The sequence below is a fragment of the Nocardioides sp. Z22_16 genome, assembly GCF_058134365.1.
Window position 1 is genome coordinate 587,850 of record NZ_JBYTTI010000005.1, and the last position, 22,266, is coordinate 610,115.

The 22,266-nt window shown below is 73.1% G+C and carries 26 protein-coding genes, 1 pseudogene and 1 riboswitch; of the genes and pseudogenes, 10 read left to right on the forward strand and 17 right to left on the reverse strand.

The genetic code is table 11. The features are described 5' to 3' along the window. Nucleotides 1-4: 4 nt before the first annotated feature. Nucleotides 5-277 (reverse strand): MoaD/ThiS family protein, encoded by a 273-nt coding sequence (locus AC3X7R_RS17985; protein WP_489967045.1) that lies wholly within the window; start codon nucleotides 275-277, stop codon nucleotides 5-7. Further along, a complete protein-coding gene (locus AC3X7R_RS17990) occupies nucleotides 277-741 on the reverse strand; it encodes a M67 family metallopeptidase (RefSeq protein WP_489967046.1) in 465 nt (154 codons plus the stop codon). Before AC3X7R_RS17990 ends, AC3X7R_RS17985 begins: the two co-directional genes overlap by 1 nt. Nucleotides 742-864: 123 nt before the next feature. Here AC3X7R_RS17990 and AC3X7R_RS17995 point away from each other — a divergent pair, with 123 nt between their 5' ends. After that, nucleotides 865-2,304, forward strand: a complete 1,440-nt coding sequence (locus tag AC3X7R_RS17995) for a matrixin family metalloprotease (RefSeq protein ID WP_489967047.1) — start codon at nucleotides 865-867, stop codon at nucleotides 2,302-2,304. Nucleotides 2,305-2,361: 57 nt separating this feature from the next. Here the strand turns inward: AC3X7R_RS17995 and AC3X7R_RS18000 are convergent, their stop codons facing one another. Both AC3X7R_RS18000 and clpS read right to left on the reverse strand, forming a co-directional pair. Continuing rightward, a complete protein-coding gene (locus AC3X7R_RS18000) occupies nucleotides 2,362-2,943 on the reverse strand; it encodes a DUF2017 domain-containing protein (protein ID WP_489967048.1) in 582 nt (193 codons plus the stop codon). Then, nucleotides 2,940-3,236: an ATP-dependent Clp protease adapter ClpS gene (gene clpS / locus AC3X7R_RS18005; protein WP_489967049.1), complete on the reverse strand. Its 297-nt coding sequence runs from the start codon at nucleotides 3,234-3,236 to the stop codon at nucleotides 2,940-2,942. The genes AC3X7R_RS18000 and clpS overlap by 4 nt, the downstream gene beginning before the upstream one ends. Before the next feature lie 17 nt (nucleotides 3,237-3,253). Between clpS and AC3X7R_RS18010 the strand changes: the two genes are divergently transcribed. The 3 genes from AC3X7R_RS18010 to AC3X7R_RS18020 are packed head-to-tail and all read left to right on the forward strand — an operon-like array spanning nucleotide 3,254 to nucleotide 5,968. Next, nucleotides 3,254-4,579: a nicotinate phosphoribosyltransferase gene (locus tag AC3X7R_RS18010; RefSeq protein WP_489967050.1), complete on the forward strand. Its 1,326-nt coding sequence runs from the start codon at nucleotides 3,254-3,256 to the stop codon at nucleotides 4,577-4,579. Nucleotides 4,580-4,620: 41 nt separating this feature from the next. Next, entirely contained in the window at nucleotides 4,621-5,196 is a 576-nt protein-coding gene (locus tag AC3X7R_RS18015) for an isochorismatase family protein (protein WP_489967051.1), read from the forward strand. Beyond that, entirely contained in the window at nucleotides 5,189-5,968 is a 780-nt protein-coding gene (locus AC3X7R_RS18020; RefSeq protein ID WP_489967053.1) for an enoyl-CoA hydratase-related protein, read from the forward strand. The genes AC3X7R_RS18015 and AC3X7R_RS18020 overlap by 8 nt, the downstream gene beginning before the upstream one ends. Before the next feature lie 23 nt (nucleotides 5,969-5,991). On the opposite strand, the gene AC3X7R_RS18025 is transcribed toward AC3X7R_RS18020, so the two are convergent. After that, entirely contained in the window at nucleotides 5,992-6,714 is a 723-nt protein-coding gene (locus AC3X7R_RS18025; protein WP_489967054.1) for an RDD family protein, read from the reverse strand. Beyond that, the gene (locus tag AC3X7R_RS18030) at nucleotides 6,711-7,250 is read right to left on the reverse strand and encodes a DUF1697 domain-containing protein (protein WP_489967055.1); all 540 of its coding nucleotides are present in this window, start codon (nucleotides 7,248-7,250) and stop codon (nucleotides 6,711-6,713) included. Before AC3X7R_RS18030 ends, AC3X7R_RS18025 begins: the two co-directional genes overlap by 4 nt. Before the next feature lie 323 nt (nucleotides 7,251-7,573). Here AC3X7R_RS18030 and AC3X7R_RS18035 point away from each other — a divergent pair. Further along, nucleotides 7,574-7,669: pseudogene (locus tag AC3X7R_RS18035) on the forward strand (amino acid ABC transporter ATP-binding protein); the annotation flags it as partial. Nucleotides 7,670-7,687: 18 nt separating this feature from the next. On the opposite strand, the gene AC3X7R_RS18040 reads toward AC3X7R_RS18035, so the two are convergent. Beyond that, on the reverse strand, nucleotides 7,688-8,596 hold the full coding sequence (locus AC3X7R_RS18040; protein ID WP_489967056.1) for a LysR family transcriptional regulator ArgP: 909 nt from the start codon (nucleotides 8,594-8,596) through the stop codon (nucleotides 7,688-7,690). Between the two features lie 72 nt (nucleotides 8,597-8,668). Between AC3X7R_RS18040 and AC3X7R_RS18045 the strand changes: the two genes are divergently transcribed. Further along, entirely contained in the window at nucleotides 8,669-9,265 is a 597-nt protein-coding gene (locus AC3X7R_RS18045) for a LysE/ArgO family amino acid transporter (RefSeq protein ID WP_489967057.1), read from the forward strand. Nucleotides 9,266-9,385: 120 nt separating this feature from the next. Here AC3X7R_RS18045 and hppD read toward each other — a convergent pair whose 3' ends face one another. Continuing rightward, the gene (gene hppD / locus AC3X7R_RS18050) at nucleotides 9,386-10,630 is read right to left on the reverse strand and encodes a 4-hydroxyphenylpyruvate dioxygenase (RefSeq protein ID WP_489967058.1); all 1,245 of its coding nucleotides are present in this window, start codon (nucleotides 10,628-10,630) and stop codon (nucleotides 9,386-9,388) included. Nucleotides 10,631-10,712: 82 nt separating this feature from the next. Here hppD and AC3X7R_RS18055 point away from each other — a divergent pair, with 82 nt between their 5' ends. Next, nucleotides 10,713-11,180, forward strand: a complete 468-nt coding sequence (locus tag AC3X7R_RS18055; RefSeq protein ID WP_489967059.1) for an Lrp/AsnC family transcriptional regulator — start codon at nucleotides 10,713-10,715, stop codon at nucleotides 11,178-11,180. Nucleotides 11,181-11,220: 40 nt separating this feature from the next. On the opposite strand, the gene AC3X7R_RS18060 is transcribed toward AC3X7R_RS18055, so the two are convergent. Genes AC3X7R_RS18060 through AC3X7R_RS18075 form a run of 4 tightly spaced genes read right to left on the reverse strand, consistent with a single transcriptional unit; the run spans nucleotide 11,221 to nucleotide 14,590 of the window. Beyond that, nucleotides 11,221-11,859 carry an IclR family transcriptional regulator gene (locus AC3X7R_RS18060; protein WP_489967060.1) on the reverse strand — a complete coding sequence of 213 codons (639 nt, stop codon included), beginning with the start codon at nucleotides 11,857-11,859 and terminating at the stop codon, nucleotides 11,221-11,223. A gap of 18 nt (nucleotides 11,860-11,877) precedes the next feature. After that, nucleotides 11,878-13,680 (reverse strand): DEAD/DEAH box helicase, encoded by a 1,803-nt coding sequence (locus AC3X7R_RS18065; protein ID WP_489967061.1) that lies wholly within the window; start codon nucleotides 13,678-13,680, stop codon nucleotides 11,878-11,880. Next, nucleotides 13,677-13,970, reverse strand: coding sequence for a DUF3039 domain-containing protein (locus tag AC3X7R_RS18070; RefSeq protein ID WP_489967062.1), 294 nt, complete (start codon nucleotides 13,968-13,970; stop codon nucleotides 13,677-13,679). Before AC3X7R_RS18070 ends, AC3X7R_RS18065 begins: the two co-directional genes overlap by 4 nt. Before the next feature lie 17 nt (nucleotides 13,971-13,987). Then, nucleotides 13,988-14,590: a YqgE/AlgH family protein gene (locus AC3X7R_RS18075; protein WP_489967063.1), complete on the reverse strand. Its 603-nt coding sequence runs from the start codon at nucleotides 14,588-14,590 to the stop codon at nucleotides 13,988-13,990. Between the two features lie 249 nt (nucleotides 14,591-14,839). On the opposite strand from AC3X7R_RS18075, the gene AC3X7R_RS18080 reads away from it, so the two are divergent. Beyond that, a complete protein-coding gene (locus tag AC3X7R_RS18080) occupies nucleotides 14,840-15,523 on the forward strand; it encodes a TetR/AcrR family transcriptional regulator (RefSeq protein ID WP_489967064.1) in 684 nt (227 codons plus the stop codon). Nucleotides 15,524-15,548: 25 nt separating this feature from the next. On the opposite strand, the gene AC3X7R_RS18085 is transcribed toward AC3X7R_RS18080, so the two are convergent. From AC3X7R_RS18085 to AC3X7R_RS18105, 5 genes are all read right to left on the reverse strand, one after another. Further along, complete coding sequence (locus tag AC3X7R_RS18085; protein WP_489967100.1) at nucleotides 15,549-16,631, reverse strand: DUF3048 domain-containing protein; 1,083 nt, start codon at nucleotides 16,629-16,631, stop codon at nucleotides 15,549-15,551. A 63-nt stretch (nucleotides 16,632-16,694) separates the two neighbouring features. Next, the gene (locus tag AC3X7R_RS18090) at nucleotides 16,695-17,423 is read right to left on the reverse strand and encodes a C40 family peptidase (RefSeq protein WP_489967065.1); all 729 of its coding nucleotides are present in this window, start codon (nucleotides 17,421-17,423) and stop codon (nucleotides 16,695-16,697) included. 5 nt (nucleotides 17,424-17,428) lie between these two features. Next, nucleotides 17,429-17,587: riboswitch (cyclic di-AMP (ydaO/yuaA leader) on the reverse strand. A gap of 161 nt (nucleotides 17,588-17,748) precedes the next feature. Next, entirely contained in the window at nucleotides 17,749-18,519 is a 771-nt protein-coding gene (locus AC3X7R_RS18095) for an SDR family NAD(P)-dependent oxidoreductase (protein WP_489967066.1), read from the reverse strand. A gap of 115 nt (nucleotides 18,520-18,634) precedes the next feature. Further along, nucleotides 18,635-19,078, reverse strand: a complete 444-nt coding sequence (locus tag AC3X7R_RS18100; protein ID WP_489967067.1) for an HIT family protein — start codon at nucleotides 19,076-19,078, stop codon at nucleotides 18,635-18,637. Continuing rightward, nucleotides 19,075-20,526 carry a M15 family metallopeptidase gene (locus AC3X7R_RS18105; RefSeq protein ID WP_489967068.1) on the reverse strand — a complete coding sequence of 484 codons (1,452 nt, stop codon included), beginning with the start codon at nucleotides 20,524-20,526 and terminating at the stop codon, nucleotides 19,075-19,077. The genes AC3X7R_RS18100 and AC3X7R_RS18105 overlap by 4 nt, the downstream gene beginning before the upstream one ends. A 159-nt stretch (nucleotides 20,527-20,685) precedes the next feature. Between AC3X7R_RS18105 and AC3X7R_RS18110 the strand changes: the two genes are divergently transcribed. Together AC3X7R_RS18110 and AC3X7R_RS18115 are read left to right on the forward strand one after the other, a co-directional pair. Beyond that, nucleotides 20,686-21,657 (forward strand): hypothetical protein, encoded by a 972-nt coding sequence (locus AC3X7R_RS18110; protein ID WP_489967069.1) that lies wholly within the window; start codon nucleotides 20,686-20,688, stop codon nucleotides 21,655-21,657. 110 nt (nucleotides 21,658-21,767) lie between these two features. Continuing rightward, complete coding sequence (locus AC3X7R_RS18115; RefSeq protein WP_489967070.1) at nucleotides 21,768-22,253, forward strand: GNAT family N-acetyltransferase; 486 nt, start codon at nucleotides 21,768-21,770, stop codon at nucleotides 22,251-22,253. Nucleotides 22,254-22,266: the final 13 nt, after the last annotated feature.

Consider the following 22,266-nt stretch of genomic DNA (forward strand, 5'->3'; position numbering starts at 1 on the left):
GCGTTCAGCCGCCGGCGACGGCCGGGAGCACGACCACCTGGTCGCCGTCGCTGAGCTCCGCCTGGAGCCCACCGATGAAGCGGACGTCCTCGTCGTTGACGTAGACGTTGACGAACCGGCGCAGGTCGCCGCCGTCGAGCAGCCGCTCGGCGAGGCCCGGGTGGTTGGCCTCCAGGTCGTCGATGAGCGCGGCGAGGGTCGCACCCTCCCCCGTCACGGCCTTCTCGCCGTCGGTGTAGGTGCGCAGGATGGTGGGGATCCGGACCTCGATGGCCATCAGTCGTTGCTCCTCGGTGTGGGTGCGTCCGCGTCGACGAGGACGACCTCTTCCTCGGTCACCTCGCCGTCGACGATTCTGTAGGACCTGAACTCCACGGGGCCGTGGTTATTCCCCCCGGCCCCGTCGAAGCAGTCCTTGGTGCTCACCAGCACGTAGTGGGCGCCCGGCTCGCTCGCCAGCCCGATGTCGGTGCGGCTCGGGTAGGCCTCGGTGGCGGTGTGCGAGTGGTAGACGACGACCGGCTCCTCGTCGTTGTCCCACATCTCCTTGTAGAGGGCGAGCAGCTCGGTGGAGTCGAACTCGTAGAACGTGGGGCTGCTGGCCGCGTTGACCATCTCGACGAGCCGGAGCGGTGTGTCGCTGCCCTCGGGCCCGGCGACGATGCCGCAGGCCTCGTCCGGGTGGTCGCGCTTGGCGTGGGCGACGATGGCGTCGTGGAGCGCCCGGCTGATGGTCAACACGTCCCGAATCCTAAGACGGGCGTGGTCGGGGCCCGTCGCCGCGTCTCACCGGCGGCGTGCGGGCTGCGACGAGATCGACCGCATCCCTGCCCACGCCGGGGTCCGACGGGTTAGCGTCTGCGGGTGCCTGCTGAGAAGTCGCGCCGTCGTACCCGGCGCCCCACCATGTCCCCGTTCTCGTCCGCCGTGACGGCGGCGCTCGTCGCGCTGGCGCTGCTGGTGCCGACCACGCTGCTGGGCCCGGCCTCCGCCAGCCCGTCCCCCGCTCGCGCGGAGAGGGCGGAGGCCCCGGCCGACGCCGTCGCCGCAAGGCCGGCGCGGATCAAGGTCAAGGCCCCGAGCACGGCCGAGACCGGGAGCCGCTTCGCCGTCCGCGGACGGGTCAAGGCCGGCTCCGGCAAGCGCGTGGTCACCCTCACCGAGAAGCGGGGCAAGCGCTGGAAGAAGGTCGGCCGCGACCGGACCAACCGCAAGGGCGTCTTCAAGATGCGGGTCAAGGCCGGGTCGAAGGAGAAGCGCCGCAAGTTCCGCCTCCAGGCGCGCGCCGGGAGGCGCGTGGTCGCCACCAGCCGCTTCAAGGTCAAGGTCGAGACCCCGCGGGCGCCCACCCTCGTGGCGGCCACCTGGTCGACGGTGACCGCACCGCTCGACTCGCCGGTCACCGTCAGCGGCACCGTGAGCGCTGCCGACGCGGCGGGCCGTCCGGCCCACCTGGAGGCCGAGCTGCCCAGCGGCTGGCGCGACGTGACCAGCGTCCCGGTCAACCCCGACGGCTCCTTCGCCCTCACCGTCCCCACGGACTGGCTCAGCTCCCTGGCCCTGCGCGTGCGCGTGCCGGCGAGCGCGGCGAGCGCCGAGGGGGTCTCCGCCTCCTCGGTCCTGACCGTGACCCCGACCTGGGCCCCGCCCGGCTCCCCCACCGACTGGACCGAGCTCGCCACCGGCAACCCGCTGCGCTACGACCCGTGCCAGGTGATCACCTACCGCACCAACCTCGACCAGGCGCCCCCCGGTGCGGCGGCCGCCATCCCCGAGGCGCTGCGCCGGGTCACCCTGGCGACCGGCCTGCGCTTCCAGGACGTCGGCACCACCCCGGCGCTCTTCGACGGGAAGGGCCCGCACGCGGCCTACCCGGGCGACGCCACGCTCGTCATCGGGTTCGGGACCGGGGCCCAGACCAATGCTCCCTTCAGCGCCACCAGCCCCACCATCGGCTGGGGCGGCTCCTCCGACGGCCGCCGCGCCCGCAGCACGGTGCTCGGCGACGTCTGGCGCATCGTCAAGGGCGGGGCGGTCCTCAAGGCCGACCACCCGTGGGCCGAGGCCGAGCTGCTCGAGACGCTGATCCACGAGGTCGGCCACGCGGTGGGGCTGGGCCACGCGCTCGCGCCCGACCAGGTGATGTACCCGGTCTCCGAGGGGAGCAACCTGCTGTGGGGTGCCGGCGACCTCACCGGCCTCAGGTCGGCGGGGCTGTCGTCCGGCTGCCTGACGCCCGTCGGCGCCGCCGGTGACGGGCGCAGCGACCAGGACGAGTTCCCCGGCGTGATCGCCCTGCCCTGAGGCACCCGCTCGGGCACCCTGCTCGGGCACCCTGCTCTGACACCCTGGTGGCCGCTCTCAGCTGAGGGCGGCCACCAGGGTCTCCTGCAGGTAGCCCACCCACTCGTAGATGTCGTGCGCCTGGGTCCGCGGGTCCTCCTCGGGGAGGGACGCCCAGTACTCCTCGTCGTCCTCCTCGACACCCAGGCGGGTGGCGAGGGCGAGGCGGATGTCGTTGAGCGCCCGGAGCCAGTCCTGGGCCTCCGCGGGCTCCAGCTCGACGTCGATCATCAGGCCGTCGTCCTCCAGGTCCGGCGGGAGACCGGCCTCCTCGAGGGCCTCGATGACGGCGACCGCGGTCCGCTCCTTGCCGTCGCGCAGGGCTCCCTCGGTGTAGCGCCGGAACTCCGCAGCCGCCTCGTCGTCGTCGCGGTAGGCGGTCGGGAAGAGCCGCAGCAGCACCGGGTCGTCCGGCTCGGTCGTCGGGCCGGAGAAGTCGAGCAACGCCTCCAGGGGGTCCACCTCGCTGGACGGCACCGCGCGCTCGTTGCGGAGCAGCTCGACCACCTGGGAGGCCAGCGAGCGGAGCAGGTCGGCCTCGAACCCGGTGAAGTTCGCGATCGTCCGGCCGCTGCGCCGGTGCCGCGCGAAGCCGGTCACGAGGCGCGCTCCATCGTCGCCCACAGCCCGAACTCGTGCATGGCCTGGACGTCGCGCTCCATCTCCTCGCGGGATCCGGTGCTGACCACCGAACGTCCGTCCTCGTGCACCTCGAGCATGAGCCGCTCGGCCTTCTTCTTGTCGTAGCCGAAGTAGGTGCGGAACACGTAGGTGACGTACGACATCAGGTTGACCGGGTCGTTCCACACGATCGTCACCCACGGCCGGTCCAGGAACGTCGACTCGTCCAGGGTCAGGTCGGGTTCAACCTCGACGGGGCTCGCAGCAGACACGCCCTCATCGTGGCACAGTGTCCGCCGTGAGCCACCGGACCCCCGCGGACCTCTCCTCCACCGCCCTGCTGACCGACCACTACGAGCTGACCATGCTCCAGGCGGCCCTGGCCTCCGGCACCGCCCAGCGCCGCTCGGTCTTCGAGCTCTTCGGCCGCAGGCTCCCCGAGGGTCGGCGCTACGGGGTCGTCGCGGGCGTGGGCCGGGCCCTCGACCTCGTCGAGAGGTTCCGCTTCGACGACACCGTGCTGGGCTACCTCGACGAGGAGCGGGTCGTCGACGAGCAGACACTGGCCTGGCTCGCCGACTTCGAGTTCACCGGCGACGTCTGGGGCTACCCGGAGGGCGAGGTCTACTTCCCCTACTCCCCCTTGGTGGTGGTGGAGTCCAGCTTCGCCGAGGCGGTGGTCCTGGAGACGCTGCTGCTCTCGGTCTACAACCACGACTCCGCCATCGCCTCCGCCGCCTCACGGATGACCTGGGCCGCGCAGGGTCGGCCCTGCATCGAGATGGGCTCGCGGCGCACCCACGAGGAGGCTGCCGTGGCGGCCGCCCGGGCCGCCTACGTGGCGGGCTTCGAGAGCACCTCCAACCTGGCGGCGGGGCAGCGTCACCGGATCCCGACCACCGGGACCTCCGCCCACAGCTTCACCCTCCTCCACGACACCGAGGCGCAGGCGTTCCGCGCCCAGGTCTCCTCGCTGGGCGCGGGCACGACCCTGCTGGTCGACACCTACGACGTCGCCGAGGCGGTCCGTCTGGGGGTCGAGGTCACCGGGCCCGGCCTCGGCGCCGTGCGCCTCGACTCCGGCGACCTCGGCCTCCTCGCCCACCAGGTCCGCGACCAGCTCGACGCCCTGGGGGCGACCGGGACCAGGATCGTGGTGACCAGCGACCTCGACGAGTACGCGATCGCGGCGCTCGCCGCCGCGCCGGTCGACGGGTACGGCGTCGGCACGCAGCTGGTGACCGGGTCCGGCCATCCCACCAGCGGCTTCGTCTACAAGCTGGTCAGCCGGGCCGACGACGCGGGCCGGATGGAGCCGGTCGCCAAGAAGAGCAAGGACAAGGCCTCGGTCGGCGGGCGCAAGTACGCGCTGCGACGGCTCAGCGCGCACGGGACCGCCGAGGCCGAGCTGGTCGGCATCGGGGTCCAGCCCGACGACGACGGCGACGACCGGGCGCTGATGGTGCCGCTGGTGCGTGACGGTGAGGTCGTCGGGCGCGAGCCGCTCGCCGACGCCCGTGCCCGGCACCAGGCGAGACGCGAGGAGCTGCCGCTCCACGCCCGCCAACTGAGCAAGGGCCAGCCGGCGATCGAGACGGTCCACCTCGAGCCCTGAGGCTGCTGCTCCCGGCGATCCGGGCGGGCTAGCCTCGGGCCATGACTCGCGCACTCATCGTCGTGGACGTGCAGAACGACTTCTGCGAGGGCGGCTCGCTGCCGGTGGCCGGGGGCGCGCGGGTGGCCACCGAGGTCTCCGCCCTGATCGGCCGCTGGCACGCCAGGCAGGCCGAGGCCCCGCAGTACTCCCACGTGGTGGCCACCAAGGACCACCACGTCGACCCCGGCGCGCACTGGTCCAGCGAGCCCGACTTCGTGGAATCCTGGCCGGTGCACTGCGAGGTCGGCACCGACGGCGAGGCGTTCCACCCCAACCTGGACCCCCAGCCCTTCGACGCGATCTTCCTCAAGGGCGAGCACGCCGCGGCCTACTCCGGCTTCGAGGGCGCGACCTCCACGGGGGTCGGGCTGGCGGAGTGGCTGCGCGAGCACGGCGTCGAGGAGGTGGACGTCTGCGGGATCGCCACCGACCACTGCGTGCGCGCCACCGCCCTGGACGCCGTCGCGGAGGGCTTCGCCGTCCGGGTGCTCCTCGACCTGTGCGCCGGGGTCGCACCGGCGAGCACGGAGGCGGCCCTCGCCGAGCTGACCGCTGCCGGGGTCCGCCTTGGCTGATCTCGAGGTCTCCTGCCGCGACGGGGTCCTGCGGGTCGTGCTCCACCGACCGCAGGTGCGCAACGCGCTCACCGCGGGCATGGTCGACGAGGTGACCGCCCTGCTCGAGACGCTGCCGGCCCGCGACGACGTGCGCGTCGTGCTGCTCAGCGGCGCCGGCGGGGCGTTCAGCTCAGGGGCGGACCTCTCGGATCTGGGCGACGGCTCCGCGCAGCCCGGCGACGGGGTCGGCGTCATGGACCGGGCCAACCGCCTGGTCCGGGCCGTCGTCCGCGCCGACCAGCCCGTGGTGGCTGCGGTCGACGGGGTGGCAGCCGGCTTCGGCTGCTCCCTGGCGCTCGCCTGCGACCTGGTGGTGGCGAGCCCCCAGGCCTCCTTCCTGCTCGCCTTCGCCCGGGTCGGCCTGATGCCGGACGGCGGGGCCACCGCCACCGTCGCCGCGGCCGTGGGCCGGGCCCGCGCGATGCGGATGGCACTGCTGGGCGAGGCGCTGTCCGGACCAGACGCGTACGCCGCCGGCCTCGTCTCCCACCTGGCCGAGGAGGGGGAGCTCGAGGCCGAGGTGGAGCGGCTGGTGGGTCGACTGGCCACCGGGCCGCCGCTCGCGCAGACGGCCGTCAAGCGGGCGGTCAACGCCGCCAGCCTCGACCTGCTGGAGCCCGCCCTGGAGACCGAGCGGCGCAGCCAGTCGCTCCTGCTGCGCACCGCGGACGCCGCCGAGGGCGTGGTCGCCTTCATGGAGAAGCGACCTCCGACCTTCCGGGGCCGCTGAGGCCGCTGCCCTTCGCGAAGGCGTCAGCGGGTGCGGACCACGCAGGTCTCCGACCAGGTCTCGTGCATCCCCCGCCTGTTGTTGCCCTCCAGCACCGCGGAGCCGGCGATGACCAGCCAGGCGAACTGGCCGACCGCGCCCAGCCCCGGGAGCAGCGAGCCGACGAGGACCACCGAGACCGCGAGGGTGCGCAGCGTGAGCTGCCCGGGGGTGAGCCGCGCGTGCTCGAGCCAGGGCCGGACCCCGATGCCCAACGCCTGCTGACCCACGGTGGCGCCCTGCCGGGCCAGGGTCGTGGAGTGGTAGACCCAGAAGACCAGCAGCGGCATGAGGCCGGTGGCCCACTCCAGCACGGCGCTGGGATCCCCCTCGCCGCGGTGGAGCGCAGCGGAGGTGATCCCCTCCAGCGGGAGTGCGATCAGGGTGACCAGGACCATGTCGAGGAAGAACGCCGCGATCCTGGGCCCGAACGGGGCCAGCGCCACGCCGTACGGGGTCACCGCCTCCGTCCGGGGACGTTGCGGGACCGGCGGCGCCGGGGGCGGCGGCTCCGGCACCGCCGGCATCACCGGGCTGTGGACCGCGGGTGCCCCGGGGACGGGCGGCGCGAAGCGGTCGTGCACGTCGTCGGGCATCGAGAGCCGGGTGTGGGCCGTCCACTGCACGCCGTTCCACCACCGCTCGGCTGCCGGGTGCGGCACCTCCGGATCGGCGTACCAGCCCTCCGGGGTCTCGCCGGGGATCATCGGCACCACCTCTCCGCCAGGGTCCGGACGACGGTCACGTTACGGGCGGTTCCGACGCCGAGCCGCTCCATCGCCTTGCTGCCGGCCAGGCGGGACTCGTGGAACCCCTTCTGCAGCAACAGGTGCGCGGCCCGGTCGCCGACCACCAGCAGCTCGCCGTCCACCGACCGCTCCTGCAGGGCGGCCACGACCTCAGGCGTCGGGGGCTCCTTCAGCAAGGTGATGTAGTGGGAGTCGGGCTCGCCCAGCTCCTCCCACAGCTCGTCCGCCCGGGCGGCCACCGCGACCAGCTCGGCTGGCCGCAGGACGATGGTCGGGACCTCGAAGCCCCGGTCGGCGGCGAACGCCGCCTCCAGGTCGCGGGAGACCGCGGCGGCCGAGCGGCGCGGGGAGGCGAGCAGCACGTTCCCGGTGTTGCCGTGGGTCCGCACCCCGGTGGCCCCGGTCGCCTCCACGGCAGCCTGCAGCTCGGCCCGGGGGAACTTCCGCACCCGCCCGAGGTTGATGGCGCGGAGGAACGCGACGTACGTGCTCACCCGGGCATTCTGGCCGAACCGGCGCCACACCGGGCGCGACCTGAGGAGACGTGGGACACGTTGCAGGCGAAAGCGTGAGGGGATGAGCCTCCGCCGACACCGAGACCACCACCACCGAGTCGGGTGTCGAGCTCGTGCAGGACGCCACCACCGGCGCCGACTTCACCCGGGAGAACGCCCCGGAGGACGCGGAGATCATCTCCTTCGAGGACTCCGCTCTGATGCACAGGCGGTCAAGACCGGCCGCGCCGACGCCGAGGTCAACGACAAACGGGCTGCTCAACTACTTCGCCGGCCAGAACCCCCCAGTGGTCAAGGACCAAGACGACGGCGTCATCGTGGAGGAGGGCGACCCGGCAGCGGTGCTGGCCGACCCGCGCCACGAGCGCACCCGGGCGTTCCTCTCCAAGGTCCTCTGACCACCCTGGCCAGGGCACTCAGCCGAACCAGTCCAGGGCGGTCCGGGTGACCGCGGCGGTGAGGTCGGTGATCACCGGCGACTCCAGCCGCCAGTGCTGCCAGAAGAGCGGCACGTCCACGTGCCGGCCCGGCGCCAGCTCGACCAGCCGCCCGCTGGCCAGGTCGCGGGCCGCATGGCTCTCCAGGACCATCCCCCACCCCATCCCCCGGCGGACCGCGGAGTCGAACTCGTTGACCGAAGGGATGTAGGTCACCGGCGGCGTCAGCCGCCGCCGGGTGAGCCGACGGAGGAAGTCGTGCTGCAGGGTGTCGGTGCGGTCGAAGGCGATCATCGGCGCCCGCTCCAGCGCCGCCGTGGTCGTGCCGTCGGGCAGGTGGTCGCGCACCCAGGCCGGGGTGGCCGCGGCGAGGTACCGCATCCTGCCGAGCTGGACCACCCGGCAGCCCGGGACGGGTCGGGGGTCGGAGGTGACCGCGGCCATCACGTCGCCGCGCCGCAGCCGCTCGGCGGTGCGGGTCTGGTCCTCGCGGACCAGCTCGAAGGTGACCCGGTGCCGGGACTGCACCTGGACCAGCGCGTCGATCAGCCACGTGTGCAGCGCGTCGGCGTTGACCGCGAGCGGCACCGCGGCGTACGGCGCGTCCTCGTCGTCGTCGACCTCGGTCAGCTCAGCGACCGCCTCCCGTTCGAGCAGCTCGGTCTGCGCGGCCAGCCGGACCAGCACCTGGCCGGCCTCGGTGGTCTCGAGCGGCTTGACCCGGTGCAGCAGCACCCGACCCACGCGCGCCTCGAGCGCCTTGATCCGCTGACTGACCGCCGACGGGGTGACGTGCAGCTCGCGGGCTGCTGCCTCGAAGGTGCCGAGCCGCACGGCGACTGCCAGAGTGCGAAGTGCGACGGGGTCCAGCTGGGTGAGTTCTTTCACACCAGACATCCTAATGATTCCCCAGAATAGTTCGCTGGCCTTAACTGCAGCGACTACCTAGCGTTGCCACCTGTGAACGTCGTCCTCGCCGGTCTCGTCACCGGCCTCGCCCTCATCGTCGCCATCGGCGCCCAGAACGCCTTCGTCCTCCGCCAGGGGATCCGGGGCGAACAGGTGCTCCCGATCGTGGTCACCTGCCTGGTCTCCGACGTCGTCGCGATCACCGCCGGTGTCGCCGGGCTGGGCATCGTGCTCGAGCGGTGGCCGGGCGTGCTGCCGGTCGCCCAGGTGCTCGGCGGTCTCTACCTGATCGGCTTCGGCCTGCACGCCGCGATGCGCGCCTGGCGGCCCAAGGGGCTGGACTCCGAGACCGGCTCGACGATGACCTGGCAGCGGGCGGTGCTCACCACGTTGGCGCTGACCTGGCTCAACCCGCACTTCTACCTCGACGCCGTGCTGATGCTCGGCACCGTGGCCAACAGCTTCGGCGCCGACCGCTGGTGGTTCCTGCTCGGCACCGTGCTCGCGAGCACCACCTGGTTCTTCGCGCTCGGCTACGGCGCCCGCCTGCTCCGCGGCCTCTTCGCCCGGCCTTCGGCCTGGCGGGTCCTCGACTCCGCGATCGCCGTGGTGATGGGGGCGCTCGGCGTGGGACTCATCCTGCACTGACCCCCATCCCCGGGCCTCCCCGCGGAGGTCGTCGTCAGCAGTCGCTCGCGCGACCGTCCGCGATGACGTCCGGGGTGAGCCTGCGAGGCAGACAGGAATCAGGTCGTCGGAGCGCGGGGCTCAGAGGTTGCCGCGGGCGTCCTGCTCGCGCTCGATCGCCTCGAAGAGCGCCTTGAAGTTGCCCTTGCCGAAGCCGAGCGACCCGTGGCGCTCGATGAACTCGTAGAAGACCGTCGGCCGGTCGCCGACCGGCTTGGTGAAGATCTGCAGCAGGTAGCCGTCCTCGTCACGGTCGACCAGGATCCCCCGCCTCTTCAGCTCCTCGATCGGCACCCGCACCTCACCGATGCGGGCCCGGAGCTCGGGGTCGTCGTAGTAGGAGTCGGGCGTGGTCAGGAACTCGACGCCGTTGTCGCGCAGCAGGTCGACGGTGCGCAGAATGTCGCCGGTCGCCAGCGCGATGTGCTGGCACCCCGCGCCGTCGTAGAACTCCAGATACTCGTCGATCTGCGACCGCTTCTTCGCGACCGCCGGCTCGTTGAGCGGGAACTTCACCCGGTGGTTGCCGCTGGCCACGACCTTCGACATCAGCGCCGAGTAGTCGGTGGCGATGTCGTCGCCGATGAACTCGGCCATGTTGGTGAAGCCCAGCACCTTGTTGTAGAACGCCACCCACTCGTCCATCCGGCCGAGCTCGACGTTGCCGACGCAGTGGTCGACCGCCTGGAAGAGCCGGCGCGGGTGCCCCTCGCGGCGTACGACGGTCGACGACCTGGCGACGTAGCCCGGCAGGTAGGGGCCCTGGTAGCGGCTCCGGTCGACGAGGGTGTGGCGGGTCTCCCCGTACGTCGCGATGGCGGCGGTCCGCACCGTGCCGTGCTCGTCGGAGACGTCGTGCGGCTCCACCAGGATCCTCGCGCCCGCCGCCCGGGCGTGCGCGAGGCACTTGTCGACGTCGGGGACCTCGAGCGCGAGGTCGACCACGCCGTCCCCGTGCCGGCGGTGGTGGTCGAGCAACGGGCTCTCGGGGGTCACCCCGCCGGTGAGCACGAAGCGGGCCGAGCCCGACCGCAGCACGTAGGACTTGGCGTCCCGGTGACCGGTCTCGGGTCCTCGGTACGCCTCGAGCTCCATGCCGAAGGCCAGCTGGTAGAAGCCGGCCGCCTGGGTGGCGTTGCCCACCACGAAGACGATCGCATCCATCGCGGTGACCGGGAACGGGTCGTTGCTCCCGTCGTACTCGACCAGTCCGACCAGCTCCTTCAGCTGCTCCAGGGTGAGGTCGGCCCTGAGCTCCTCGGCGGTGAGGGCGGCGCCGGTGGACGGCTTGTCGATGGCGGAGGAGGCCGCGGCGGTCTGTGTCATAGGTCACAGGGTTCCCGGGATGAGCAGGGTGTGCAATCGTTGCTCGCCTCACTGGACAGGGTGCACAGGCCGGAGCCGCTCCATGGATGATCTCGACGTCAGACTGCTCGACCTCTTCTCCCACGAGCCCAGGATCGGCGTGCTCGAGGCATCCCGGCGCCTGGGGGTGGCCCGGGGCACGGTCCAAGCGCGGCTGGACCGGCTCGCCGCCCGCGGCGTCCTCGTGGACTGGGCACCTCAGCTCTCGCCGGCGGCCCTGGGCTATCCGGTGACGGCGTTCCTGACCCTGGAGATCCGCCAGGGCTCCGGGCACGAGGCGGTCGCGGTCCATCTCGCCGGCGTCCCGGAGGTGCTGGAGGTGCACACCATCACCGGGGCCGGGGACATGTGGGCGCGGGTGGTGGCAGGCTCCAACGCCGACCTGCAACGGGTGATCGACCTGGTCCTCGACGACCCGTCCATCGTGCGCAGCACCACCGTCATCGCCCTCGCCGAGCAGGTCGCCCACCGGGTGCTGCCCCTGGCCCACGCCGCCCTGACCCGGCGCTGACCGGCGCTGACCGGCACTGACCCGGCACGCGCCAGGCGACTCAGCGCAGCCTGCGCGCGACCTCCTCCGCGGCGGCCACCACCCGGGGAGCCACCACCGACTCGTCGACCGGCTGACCGAGGGTGACGATCCCCACCGACGCGTCGAGGCCCTGGACGCCGCGCACCGGTGCCGAGAGCCCGTGCGCGCCGGACTGGAGCTCGCCCTGGGTGGCCACGTAGCCCGCCTTGGAGGAGCCGCGCGCCATCAGGATCGCCTTGCCCGCGGCCCCCTGGGAGAGGGGGTGCCGCGCGCCCACCCGGTAGGCGACGTGGAAGTCGGTCCAGGACGGCTCGACCACGGCGAGGGCGAGCGCCTCGTCGCCGTCGGCGACGGTGAGGTGGGCGGTGCAGCCGACGGTCTCCGCCAGCTGGCGCAGCACCGGCACCGCGAGGTCCCGCACCACCGGCTGCACGGCGGAGGCGAGGTGGAGCACCCCCAGGCCGACCTGGAGCCGGCCCTGCGGGCCGCGCCGCACCAGGCCGTGCTGCTCCAGGGTGGAGACCAGGCGGTAGACGACCGTGCGGTTGACCCCCAGCCGGGTGCCGAGCTCGGTGACGGTGAGTCCGTCGGGCTCCTCCGCGAGCGTGACGAGCACCCGGATCCCCCGGTCGAGGGTCTGCGAGGTCTCGGCAGCCATGCTTCGGAGTCTAGGCGCTCAGGAGCTCTTGCGGACCGCCCAGCTTCGGAGCGCGTCGATCCGCGCGTGGAGCTGCTCCGCCGTCGCCACCGCGGCCGCCGGGCCGCCGCACTCCTTGCGCAGGGCCGCGTGGGTGACCCCGTGGGGCTGACCCGTGCGGTGGAACCAGGCGGCGACCAGGCCGTTGAGCTCGCGGCGCAGCACCGCCAGCTGCTCGTGGGTCGACAGGGCCGCCACCGGGTCGTCGGCGGCGGCCGGCCCGCGGCCGGGTGCGGCGGCCTTCTGCCGGGCCGCGCGCTCGCTCTGGCGGGAGTGGAGCAGCTCGCGCACCTGGTCGGGCTCGAGGAGTCCCGGGATGCCGAGGAAGTCCATCTCCTCCTCGGAGCCCACGTGCACCTCACCGGAGTGGCCGAACTCGCCGCCGTCGTAGAGCACCCGGTCGAAGGAGGCTGTGGAGCCCATCGCCTCGAAGGTCCCCTCCAGCTCGTCGGAGGCACCCTCGCCCTGCTGGGCCTGGGCGAGCAGGTCGTTCTCGGCGGCGAAGATGTCTCCCTCGTCGCTGACCTTGCGCCCGAGCACGTGGTCCCGCTCGACCTCCATCTCGGAGGCGAAGCCCAGCAGGTTGGGCACCGACGGCAGGAAGACCGACGCCGTCTCGCCGCGCTTGCGGGCGCGCACGAAGCGGCCGACCGCCTGCGCGAAGAAGAGCGGGGTGGAGGTGCGGGTGGCCCAGACGCCGACCGCGAGCCGCGGTACGTCGACCCCCTCGGAGACCATCCGGACCGCGACCATCCACCGGTCCTCGGAGTCGGTGAACTTCGCGATCTTCTTGGACGACGCCTTCTCGTCCGAGAGCACCACGGTGGGCCCCTCCCCCGTGATGCCGCGCAGGATCTTGGCGTAGGCGCGCGCGGTCTCCTGGTCGGAGGCGATCACCAGCCCACCGGCGTCCGGCATGTGGCGTCGCACCTCGGAGAGCCGCTTGTCGGCGGCCGCCAGCACCGAGGGCATCCACGAGCCGGTGGGGTCCAGCGCGGTGCGCAGCGCCTGCGCGTGCATGTCCTTGGTCAGCGGCTCACCGAGCCGGGCGGTGATCTCGTCGCCCATCCGGGTGCGCCACTGCATCTCGCCGGAGTAGGCCATGAAGAGCACCGGGCGGACCACGTGGTCGGCCAGCGCCTGCGCATAGCCGTAGGTGTAGTCGGCCAGCGACCGGGGGACGCCGTCAGGCCCCGGCGCGTAGGTGACGAACGGGATGGGGTTGATGTCGGAGCGGAACGGCGTTCCGGTCAGCGCGAGGCGCCTGGTCGCCGGCTCGAACGCCTCGCGGACCCCCTCGCCCCAGGCGAGCGCGTCACCCGCGTGGTGCACCTCGTCGAGGATGACCAGGGTCTTGAACCGCTCGGTGCGGATCCTCATCGCGAGCGGGTTGACCGCCACCCCGGCGTAGGTCACCGCGATCCCCAGGTAGTCCTTGGAGGTGCGCCCCTTGCCGGCGGCGTAGGTCGGGTCGATCGGGATGCCGGCGCGCGCGGCCGCCTCGGCCCACTGCACCTTGAGGTGCTCGGTGGGCGCCACGATGGTCACCCGGTCGACGATCCGCCTGCCCAGCAGCTCGGCGGCCACGGTGAGCGCGAAGGTCGTCTTGCCGGCGCCCGGCGTCGCCACGGCCAGGAAGTCACGCGGCTGCTCGTCGAAGTACTTCGCCATCGCCGCCGACTGCCACGCGCGCAGCGACGGTGCCGTGCCCCAGGCGGCGCGCTCGGGCCAGGCCGGGGAGAGCGCAGGAGTGACGGGGGCGAGATCTGCCCGGTCGCTCACGCGTCGTTGCCCCCGGCACCGGAGTCTCCGCCGGACTTCCCGCCGCCACCGGGCTTGAGGGAGTCCCAGATCTCCTTGCACTCCGGGCAGACCGGGTACTTCTCCGGGGCGCGGCTGGGCACCCAGACCTTGCCGCACAGGGCGATCACCGGGGTGCCCATCACCATCGCCTCGGTGAGCTTGTCCTTCGGCACGTAGTGGGAGAACCGCTCGTGATCCCCGTCGTCGGTGGGGACGGTGCGAGTGTCCTCGATCGTCGAGGCTCCGGGCGAGAATCCGATCTGGGTCATGGTGCGGCCAGTCTAGGTCAGTTCAGCCCAGGATCGGCAGGCCGCGTGGAGTGCCAGGCCACCTCGCCCGGCTGACGCCGCAGGACCTCGCGCCACAGGTCGCGAGGATCAGGGCGGAAGAGGTCGCCCACCACGCTCGGCACCACGTACCAGTCGCCACGCACCACCTCGCCCTGGAGCTGCTCGGCCCCCCAGCCCGCGTAGCCGGCGAAGACCCGCATCCCGGCCAGGGAGCCGGCGACAAGCTCGACGGGCGCGTCGAGGTCGACCATGCCGACCACCCCCGCCTCGGAGCGCCAGACCTCCTGGAAGCCCACGGGCTCGTCCTGGCCCTCGCAGAGGAGCGCCACGGCGATCGCCCCCTCCGCCCCCACCGGCCCGCCGCGGAAGAGCACCTCGGGCTCCGCCACGACGTCGCCCCACGTCTCCAGCACCTCCGCGACGAGCACCGGGGACGGGCGGTTGAGCACCACCCCCAGCGCCCCGGAGGGGTCGACGTCCAGCACCAGCACCACGGTGTCGGCGAAGTTGGGATCCGCCATCCCGGGGGTGGCCACCAGGAGGGAGCCGGCCCGTACGACGCCTGCCTGCTCCTCGTCCTGCCCAGCTCCGGATTCCATGTCGTCCATCATGGGGCAGGTCGCAGACGTGCGACAGCCCCGACCCGGCGCACAGGGAGGGAGGGAGGTGCGGTCTTCCTGGGAGGGAGGGAACCGCGTGGCGCAGCAGGTCGGGGCTGTCGGGCTCATGGGAGGGACCTAAGTCCTGAGCACGTGTGGAACGGTACGCCTCCATACCGACGGTATGCAAACGTTCAACGGGTGACTCTGCCCACACGCGAGCACGCTCGCCGCCCCTACACTGCCCGGATGACCGAGCCCAAGGCGTCCCGGGCGACCCGCCGCCAGGACTATTCGGCCTCGACCCGCCGCGACCTCCTCGAGGTGGCGCAGCGGCTCTTCACCGACCAGGGGTACGCCGCCACCTCGCTCGACTCGATCGTGGCCGGGGCACACGTCACCAAGGGCGCCCTCTACCACCACTTCAGCAGCAAGCAGGGGGTCTTCGAGGCGGTCTTCGAGCAGGTCGACCGTGACTCCGCGCGGGTGATCGAGGAGAGCGTCTCCGCGCACGACGACCCCTGGCGGCAGGCGGCGGCCGGCCTGCGCACCTTCCTCGAGGTGGTCCGCGAGCCCGGCTACCGCCGGATCGTCGCCCAGGACGGGCCGGCCGTGCTCGGCCACGAGCGCTACCGCGCGGAGGAGTCGCGCCCCACCTTCGCGCTGGTCCACCGCATCCTGGAAGGCATCCTCGGCTCCAGCGGCTGGGAGGTGGACGACGAGCAGGTGCGGACGTTCAGCAGGCTCTTCTACGGGGCGCTCAACACCGCGGGTGCCGCGGTGGCCGCCAGCGACGACGCCGAGGCCGACAGCGCCCGGGTCGAGCAGGTGGTGGGACTGATGCTGGCCTCGATCCGGCAGCTCGTCGACTCCGGCGCCGGCTTGTCGGAGATCACCGCGCGGGTGCTCCCCCGGCCCGGCCCCTCTCGCTGACCGGCCCCGACGCGCGCCGGGGCGGCTACTTCGCGAAGGTCACCGAGCCGGTGTCCTGCGGGACCAGCTCGACCCAGGTGCGCCCCGGCGGCACGGCGATCTCCTCGCCCTTGGCCTTCAGCCTCAGCTGCCCGCCCAGGCCGTCCTTGGACCAGGTGGCGTTGACCACCCGCCCCCCGTGGAAGAGCTGGGCGGGGCCGGACCCCTCGAAGATGGTCTCGGGGACGAAGCTGCCGGCCGGGTCGCGGTAGCCGGCGTCGCCGACCCGCACCCGCAGGGTCAGCACGGTGTCGGCGACGAACTCGTCGCCGGCCCCCATGTAGCCGTTGACGTTGCGGTACGTGCCGTCGGCGAACTGCCAGCTGGTGGTGTGCCGGCCGAACCCGGCCGAGAGGGTGGATGCCTTCCGGCCCTTCGGCAGGGCGGCGGGGTCGCCGAAGGTGAAGTAGTCAGCAGGCCGGGTGGGCTGCTGCTTCACGACGCTCGCCACCTCGCGGGGACGCGCCATCAGGTTGTACGGGGCGTAGCGGCTCGACTCGCGGAAGAAGCCCTTCGCCCCCTCCTCGAAGAAGGTGATCCCCGCCCGCTGGATGCGGTCCTTGGTGATCTGGGCCGCGCCGCTGGTGATCACGTCGGCCTTCACGGGGGTGACGATGCCGATGTCGCTGGCCCGCATCGAGCGGACGGGGCCGACCACGTCGGGAAGCTGGCTGTAGAAGAACGCGGCCAGGCGCGTGGTGCCGCCCTCGACGAGCTCCTCGATCACCAGGTCGGCCTTACCCAGACCCAGCTGTGGGGCCGCGCTGGAGGTGTTGTCGATCTTCGTGACCAGCACCGGGTGCCGGGCGGCCACGGACCTGCCCTCGGGTGCCTCGAGACCGGTCAGCGGCCAGGTCTCGGGCTCGGCGGGCTCGGCCGCCGCCTCCCCACTGGCCGCCGCCTCTCCGGCGGTGGGCGCAGGCGCCTCCTCGCCCCCACTGCAGCCCGCGAGCAGCAGGGAGGCCGAGAGCAGGGCGGCGGGCAGGGCGAGGAGGCGGCGCACGTCAGTCTCCGATCGAGAGGTGCTGAGCTCGGGCCTGGGCACGAGCAGCTTGGACAGGGGCGGCATGGACACGAGCCAAGTGTGCGGCTCCCGGCCCCGGCCGCCCGGCAGGACGCGCGGGCGTCCCGGTCAGCGGACCGTGCCGGCGAACCAGCTGGAGGTCCACGGCGTGGCCACCTGGACGGGCACCCCCGGACGCGAGGCGTGGACCATCAGCGGGACGCCGCCGCGGCCGCGCCCGGCGAAGATCCCCACGTGGTAGACGCCCCCGCCGTTGGCGAAGAACATCAGGTCGCCGGGGCGCATGGCCCCCTTGGAGATGCGGCGGGTGTGGCCGGCCTGGGCCGAGGAGGTCCGGGGCATGCCGCGGAAGCCGGCGCGGTGGTAGGAGTACTGCACCAGGCCGGAGCAGTCGAAGGCGTTCGGGCCGGTGGCGCCGTAGACGTAGGCGTCGCCGCGCTGGGCCATCGCGATGTTCTTGGCACGCCCCACCCGGTGGATCTGCGCCCACATCGCCTTGCGGGCCCGGGCGCGGGCCGCCACGCGGGCCCTCCGGGCCTTCCGGGCCGCGATCCGGGCCCTCTTGGCCTTCCGGGCCTGCCGGGCAGCCTTCCGGGCCTTCGCGGCGGCCCGGCGCTCCTGGGTGGTCCGGTCGGGCTGCTCCGGGGTGGACCCGGGGTTGGAGACGGGGGTGGGGACGGGCGACGGGGAGACGTCGGCCTGGCGGGCCGGAGCCGCGGCCACCGGGCTGGCGGCCGGGGCGGTCAGTCCGAGACCGGTGACGAGGCCGAGCATGAGGGTGGCGGTGACGCCGCGGCGGGCACCTAGGCGCGCGCCAGTGTTGCGGGTGACAGGCATGGAGATGTGTTCCTTTCCCACGCCTGTGAGGTGAGCTGTCGGGTTGGAGCTGGAAAGTGCTCTGCCACCAAGCGGTGACTTCACCCCGAGCCGCGTGCTGCGGCGAAGAACCTGTGGGTCCCCCACTCCTGCCCGTCTTTCATGTGGTGAGGCGCCTCCGACCGGACGGGCAGGACTCGGCGTACCCGGTGGTGGCTGTTGACTTGTGCGCCGAGTGCTCTCGACTCCGCAGGTTAAGCACATGACCACAGGTCAACTCAAGACGGGGAGACCCGCCCACGCTCAGCGCGTGAGGCAGGTCTCCCCCCTCGAGGGTTTAGCAGGGTCAGCTGACGAGCTTGGCCCCACCGTCGACCACGAGGGTCTGACCGGTGATGTAGGACGCCTCGTCGCTGCACAGGAACGCCGCCGCCGCGGCGATGTCCTCGGGGAAGCCCACCCGGCGGACCGGGTTGTTCTTGGCGCTGAGCTCGCGGAACTCCTCCACGCCCAGGCCGAGCCGGGCGGCGGTGGCGTCGGTCATCTCGGTGGCGATGAACCCGGGGGCGATCGCGTTGGCGTTGATGCCGAAGGGGCCGAGCTCGATGCCCAGGGTGCGGGTGAAGCCCTGGACCCCCATCTTGGCGGCGGAGTAGTTGGCCTGGCCGCGGTTGCCGTAGGCGGAGACGCTCGAGAGGTTGAGGATCTTGCCGTACTTCTGCTCCACGAAGTGCTTCTGGGCGGCCTTGGTCATCAGGAACGCGCCCTTGAGGTGGACGTTCATGACCAGGTCCCAGTCCTGCTCGGTCATCTTGAAGAGCAGGTTGTCGCGGGTGATGCCCGCGTTGTTGACGAGGATGTGGAGGCCACCGAGCTCGGAGACCACCCGCTCGACCGCGGCGTCGACCGAGGCGGCGTCGCTGACGTCGCAGCCGATGCCGGTCGCCTTGGCCTGCCCGACGGTCTCGAGCCGGCCGGCTGCCTCGGCCGCGGCGGACTCGTCGAGGTCGATGATGGCGACGCTCGCGCCCTCGGCGGCGAAGCGCTGTGCGGTGCCGAAGCCGATCCCGCGTGCGGCTCCGGTGATGACTGCGACGCGACCGTCGAAACGACCCATGTCAGGTGACCTCCTCTGAGTGTGCGAGGCCGGTCCCCGCTCCCGGCGTCACTCTAGGCGCAGCAGACGCGCCCGACTCCGGGCGGCCCGCCCAGACCGCGCCGTCGCGCGCCGGTCACAGCACCGCGCGGAGCCGGTCGCCGTACTCACGCCGCTCGTCGTCGTCGGCGTAGCTCGTCCGGGGCCAGAAGAAGCCACGCAGGCCGTCGCCCTTGGTGCGGGGCACGACGTGCAGGTGCAGGTGGGGCACCGACTGGCTGACCACGTTGTTCATCGCCACGAACGAGCCCTGCGCGCCCAGCCCGGCCACCACCGCGGTGGCCAGTCGCTGCGCCTCGCCCAGGAACGCGTCGCGCAGGGACGCCGGCAGGTCGGGCAGGGTCGCCACGTGCTGACGCGGCACCAGCAGCGTGTGTCCCTTGAAGACCGGGCGCACGTCGAGGAAGCCGACGAGCTCGTCGGTCTCCAGCACCACCTCGGCGGCGGCCTCGCCCGCGGCGATGGCGCAGAAGAGGCACGCGGCCCCACCCGCTCGGCCGGTTCCGCTCCGCCCGGTCACTCGCACACCCCGTCGCAGCGGTCGCCCCGCAGCAGCCGGGCCAGTCGCCCCCGCACGCCCGCCACGGCGTCGAAGTGGTGGTTGTCGTGGCGCCCGTAGGTCCACCGGAAGCCGTGGCGCCGCATCAGCGCGACCACCGGGTGGCTCGCGCTGCGCCAGGCGTAGCGAGGGTGCTGCCGCGACTGCCACCAGGGGCTGGGGACCACGCCCTGACGGCTGCGGTACGGGTTCTCCCACGGGTTGATGTCCACCGAACGGCCCCACGAGTGCGGCGAGCGGACCGCCGGGTTGCCCACCACCTGCCGGCAGTTGAACGCCGAGGTGTTGCCGGCCGCCATCGAGGCGTGGTCGTCGGCGCCCCGCAGCCGCCCCGACCAGCCGAACCGGTCCACCCGGTAGATCGAGCGGACGGGGAACCGGCGGTCGTGCAGCTCGGTGAAGGCCCCGACGACGTTCCCGGTCACGGCCGCGTGGACGACCAGCTCTCCGCGCCGCCGGTAGCCGTCGAAGTCGTAGTAGTTGACCCGCACCAGGCGGAGCCCGCTGCGACCGACGGGGCAGCCCGGCCGCCAGGACCGCCCGCGCATCTGGTTCCACACGGAGTCGGGGATCGGCAGCACCACCGCGTTGGCACCGCTCCCGACGGCGCGCTGCTGGGGCGGGAGCGTGACCCGCGGGCGCGGGGCGCCGGCCGGCAGCCGCACCGGCGTCCCCGGCGGCAGGTTGCGCAGGAGGCGTGCCCGGCTCCGCGCCCCGCCGACCCACGGCAGGTCCTCGGCCACCGCCCGCCAGCGGAACGTCGCCCGCGGCGTCACCTCCGCGGCTCCGGTGCCGTCCGGGCCCGTCTCGACGTGCTGCACGGTCCGCCAGGGCTGCCGGCGACGCTGCTGCGGCGTCAGTCGCACCCCCGGGCGTGCCACCAGGCGGCGCTGGAGCGCGACCGTCCCGGCCACGGGCTGCCCCGTCGCGGCCCGCCACTCCACGGTCAGGGTCACCGCGCGCTCGTCGACCACCGAGCGGGGCCCGTGGAGCCGCATCCTGCCCGCGCGGGGCACCAGGGTCAGGGCGTGCTCGGAGGAGACGGCCGGGGCGTGGAGCGCGTCCCCGGCGTAGCTCGCCCGCAGCCGGTTCTCCTCATGCTCCCGCGACAGCGTCACCGGGAACGCCGAGACGCCGGCGCCGTCGGTGCCGACGGTCAGCAGCGGCGTCCAGGCGCCGCCGTGCAGCCTCTCGACGGTGACCGGCACGCCCGCCAGGGGGCCGCCGTCCGCGCCGGTCGCGACCAGCGTGACGGCGGCCGCCTCCTCCGACCGGGCCGGGGCGCTGGTGAGGGTCAGCGTGGCGGCGAGCTCCCCACCGGTGCCGTCGCCCGAGGCCGCCAGGGCGGACGCCGGGACCCCCAGCACCGTCATCGCCGTTCCCAGGGCCCAGACCACCACCGCACGCATGGCTGCATGCTCACACACCGCACGGCCGATCCGGCCGCCCGCTCCGCACCCGCGTGGCACGATGCCACCACTCCCATCCGCTCACCCAGACAGAGGGCGCACGTGCACCGGACGCAGCAGGACCCCCAGGAGCTCGACGGTCCCCCGCAGGCTGGACCCGTGAGCCCCGAGCGGCCGGCGAGCCCCCCGGGGCTCGGACGGGCCGAGCACTGGTTCCTCGACCACGGCCTGCCCTACTTCGTCGACGAGGTGCGGGGCCGGGTGGAGCACGGCCTGCGACCGGTCCGGCTGGTGGTGGTGGCCACGACGGCGCTCCTCCTGGCCGCCGTCGTCCTCGGCGTCGCGCTCCCCCTCTCGGACCTCTACGTCGCGGGAGCGGCCGCCCTGACCACCGTGGGCGTGGTGGTCGCCGGCTACGCCTTGGCGACCCTGCGTGTCTGGCTGTGGCTGCGCTGGGCCACCGGCAAGACCCTCTCCTCGCTCGGCCTCATGGTCTCCCTGGTGGCACGCGCGCTGCCGATGCTGATGCTCTTCATCACCTTCCTCTTCATCAACGCCGAGGTGTGGCAGGTGGCCGCCCGGCTCTCCGGCGGTGTGATGTGGGCGGCCGTCCTGGGCTTCGCAGCGGCCGCCGTCGGCTTCCTGCTCTCCCGGCTGCCGGAGGAGGTGGACCTGCTCACCGCACAGCTGGACCCCGCCGGCGTGGAGAGCGCCTGCGCCGGCACCCCGTTCGCCGAGTGGTCGCGCGGGATCGGCGCCGTCGAGGCGATCCCGCCCCCCACCCGGCTGGAGCGGGCCAACCTGGTCCTGGTGCTGCTCGCCTCCCAGGCCGTCCAGGTGCTGCTGCTCAGCGTGGCGGTCTTCGTCTTCTTCCTGGGCTTCGGTCTGGTCGCCATCCCCGAGGAGGTCGTCACGAGCTGGGTCGGGGTCGCGCCGACCGCCGCCGTCGGGTCGCTCACCTGGGAGCTGGTGCGCGTCTCGGTCTTCCTGGCCGCCTTCTCCGGGCTCTACTTCGCCGTCTACGCGGTCACCGACGAGACCTACCGTCGTCAGTTCTTCACCGGCATCACCGACGACCTGGAGAAGGCGGTGGCGACGCGGTGCGCCTACCGGGCGGCCCGGGACGGCTGAGGCCGGCTGAGGCCGGCGCGACGACCGGGACGACGAGCGCGCGCGAATTCCGGGTGTGGCGCTCCTCGCAACTCCTTGCGCGACGCGCACCCGCCACGAACGATGGCCCGATGCTTCTCGTCTCGCGCTTCCTCTCCGGCGACGACTGGCCCCTGCTGCGCGAGATCAGGCTGCAGGCGCTGGCCGACTCGCCCGACTCCTTCCAGGTCAGCCTCGCCCAGGCCCAGGAGGACCCCGAGTCCGTCTGGCGCAGCCTCGCCGACGGTGCCGGGCCGACGTTGCTCGTCCTGGACGGGGAGCGCCCCGTGGCGATGGGCGGCGCGCTGGCCTACCCGCAGTCGCGGACCGCGTGGCTGTGGGGCATCTGGACCGCCCCGGAGGCGCGGGGCCAGGGCCTGAGCCGGCGCATCGTCGGCGAGCTCGTGGCCTGGTGCCACACCCGCGCCCTGGAGGTCCGTCTCCACGTCACCGAGGGGAACTCCTCGGCCCGGGCCGTCTACGAGTCGCAGGGCTTCGAGGTGACCGGCGACCTCACGCCGCTGCGCGAGGGATCCCCCCTGCAGATGGAGACGATGCGGCTGCCGGTGGCGAGCTGAGGGCTCTCGCCCC

What these genes read in the sequence shown, in the direction of transcription:
- AC3X7R_RS18095 (WP_489967066.1), bottom strand. Translation starts at nt 18,519, where the DNA reads ATGGGTCGTTTCGACGGTCGCGTCGCAGTCATCACCGGAGCCGCACGC.
- hppD (WP_489967058.1), bottom strand. Translation starts at nt 10,630, where the DNA reads ATGACACAGACCGCCGCGGCCTCCTCCGCCATCGACAAGCCGTCCACC.
- AC3X7R_RS18115 (WP_489967070.1), top strand. Translation starts at nt 21,768, where the DNA reads ATGCTTCTCGTCTCGCGCTTCCTCTCCGGCGACGACTGGCCCCTGCTG.
- AC3X7R_RS18055 (WP_489967059.1), top strand. Translation starts at nt 10,713, where the DNA reads ATGGATGATCTCGACGTCAGACTGCTCGACCTCTTCTCCCACGAGCCC.
- AC3X7R_RS18015 (WP_489967051.1), top strand. Translation starts at nt 4,621, where the DNA reads ATGACTCGCGCACTCATCGTCGTGGACGTGCAGAACGACTTCTGCGAG.
- AC3X7R_RS18070 (WP_489967062.1), bottom strand. Translation starts at nt 13,970, where the DNA reads ATGACCCAGATCGGATTCTCGCCCGGAGCCTCGACGATCGAGGACACT.
- AC3X7R_RS18105 (WP_489967068.1), bottom strand. Translation starts at nt 20,526, where the DNA reads ATGCGTGCGGTGGTGGTCTGGGCCCTGGGAACGGCGATGACGGTGCTG.
- AC3X7R_RS18075 (WP_489967063.1), bottom strand. Translation starts at nt 14,590, where the DNA reads ATGGAATCCGGAGCTGGGCAGGACGAGGAGCAGGCAGGCGTCGTACGG.
- AC3X7R_RS18060 (WP_489967060.1), bottom strand. Translation starts at nt 11,859, where the DNA reads ATGGCTGCCGAGACCTCGCAGACCCTCGACCGGGGGATCCGGGTGCTC.
- AC3X7R_RS17985 (WP_489967045.1), bottom strand. Translation starts at nt 277, where the DNA reads ATGGCCATCGAGGTCCGGATCCCCACCATCCTGCGCACCTACACCGAC.
- AC3X7R_RS18085 (WP_489967100.1), bottom strand. Translation starts at nt 16,631, where the DNA reads ATGCCGCCCCTGTCCAAGCTGCTCGTGCCCAGGCCCGAGCTCAGCACC.
- AC3X7R_RS18025 (WP_489967054.1), bottom strand. Translation starts at nt 6,714, where the DNA reads ATGATCCCCGGCGAGACCCCGGAGGGCTGGTACGCCGATCCGGAGGTG.
- AC3X7R_RS18090 (WP_489967065.1), bottom strand. Translation starts at nt 17,423, where the DNA reads ATGCCTGTCACCCGCAACACTGGCGCGCGCCTAGGTGCCCGCCGCGGC.
- AC3X7R_RS18080 (WP_489967064.1), top strand. Translation starts at nt 14,840, where the DNA reads ATGACCGAGCCCAAGGCGTCCCGGGCGACCCGCCGCCAGGACTATTCG.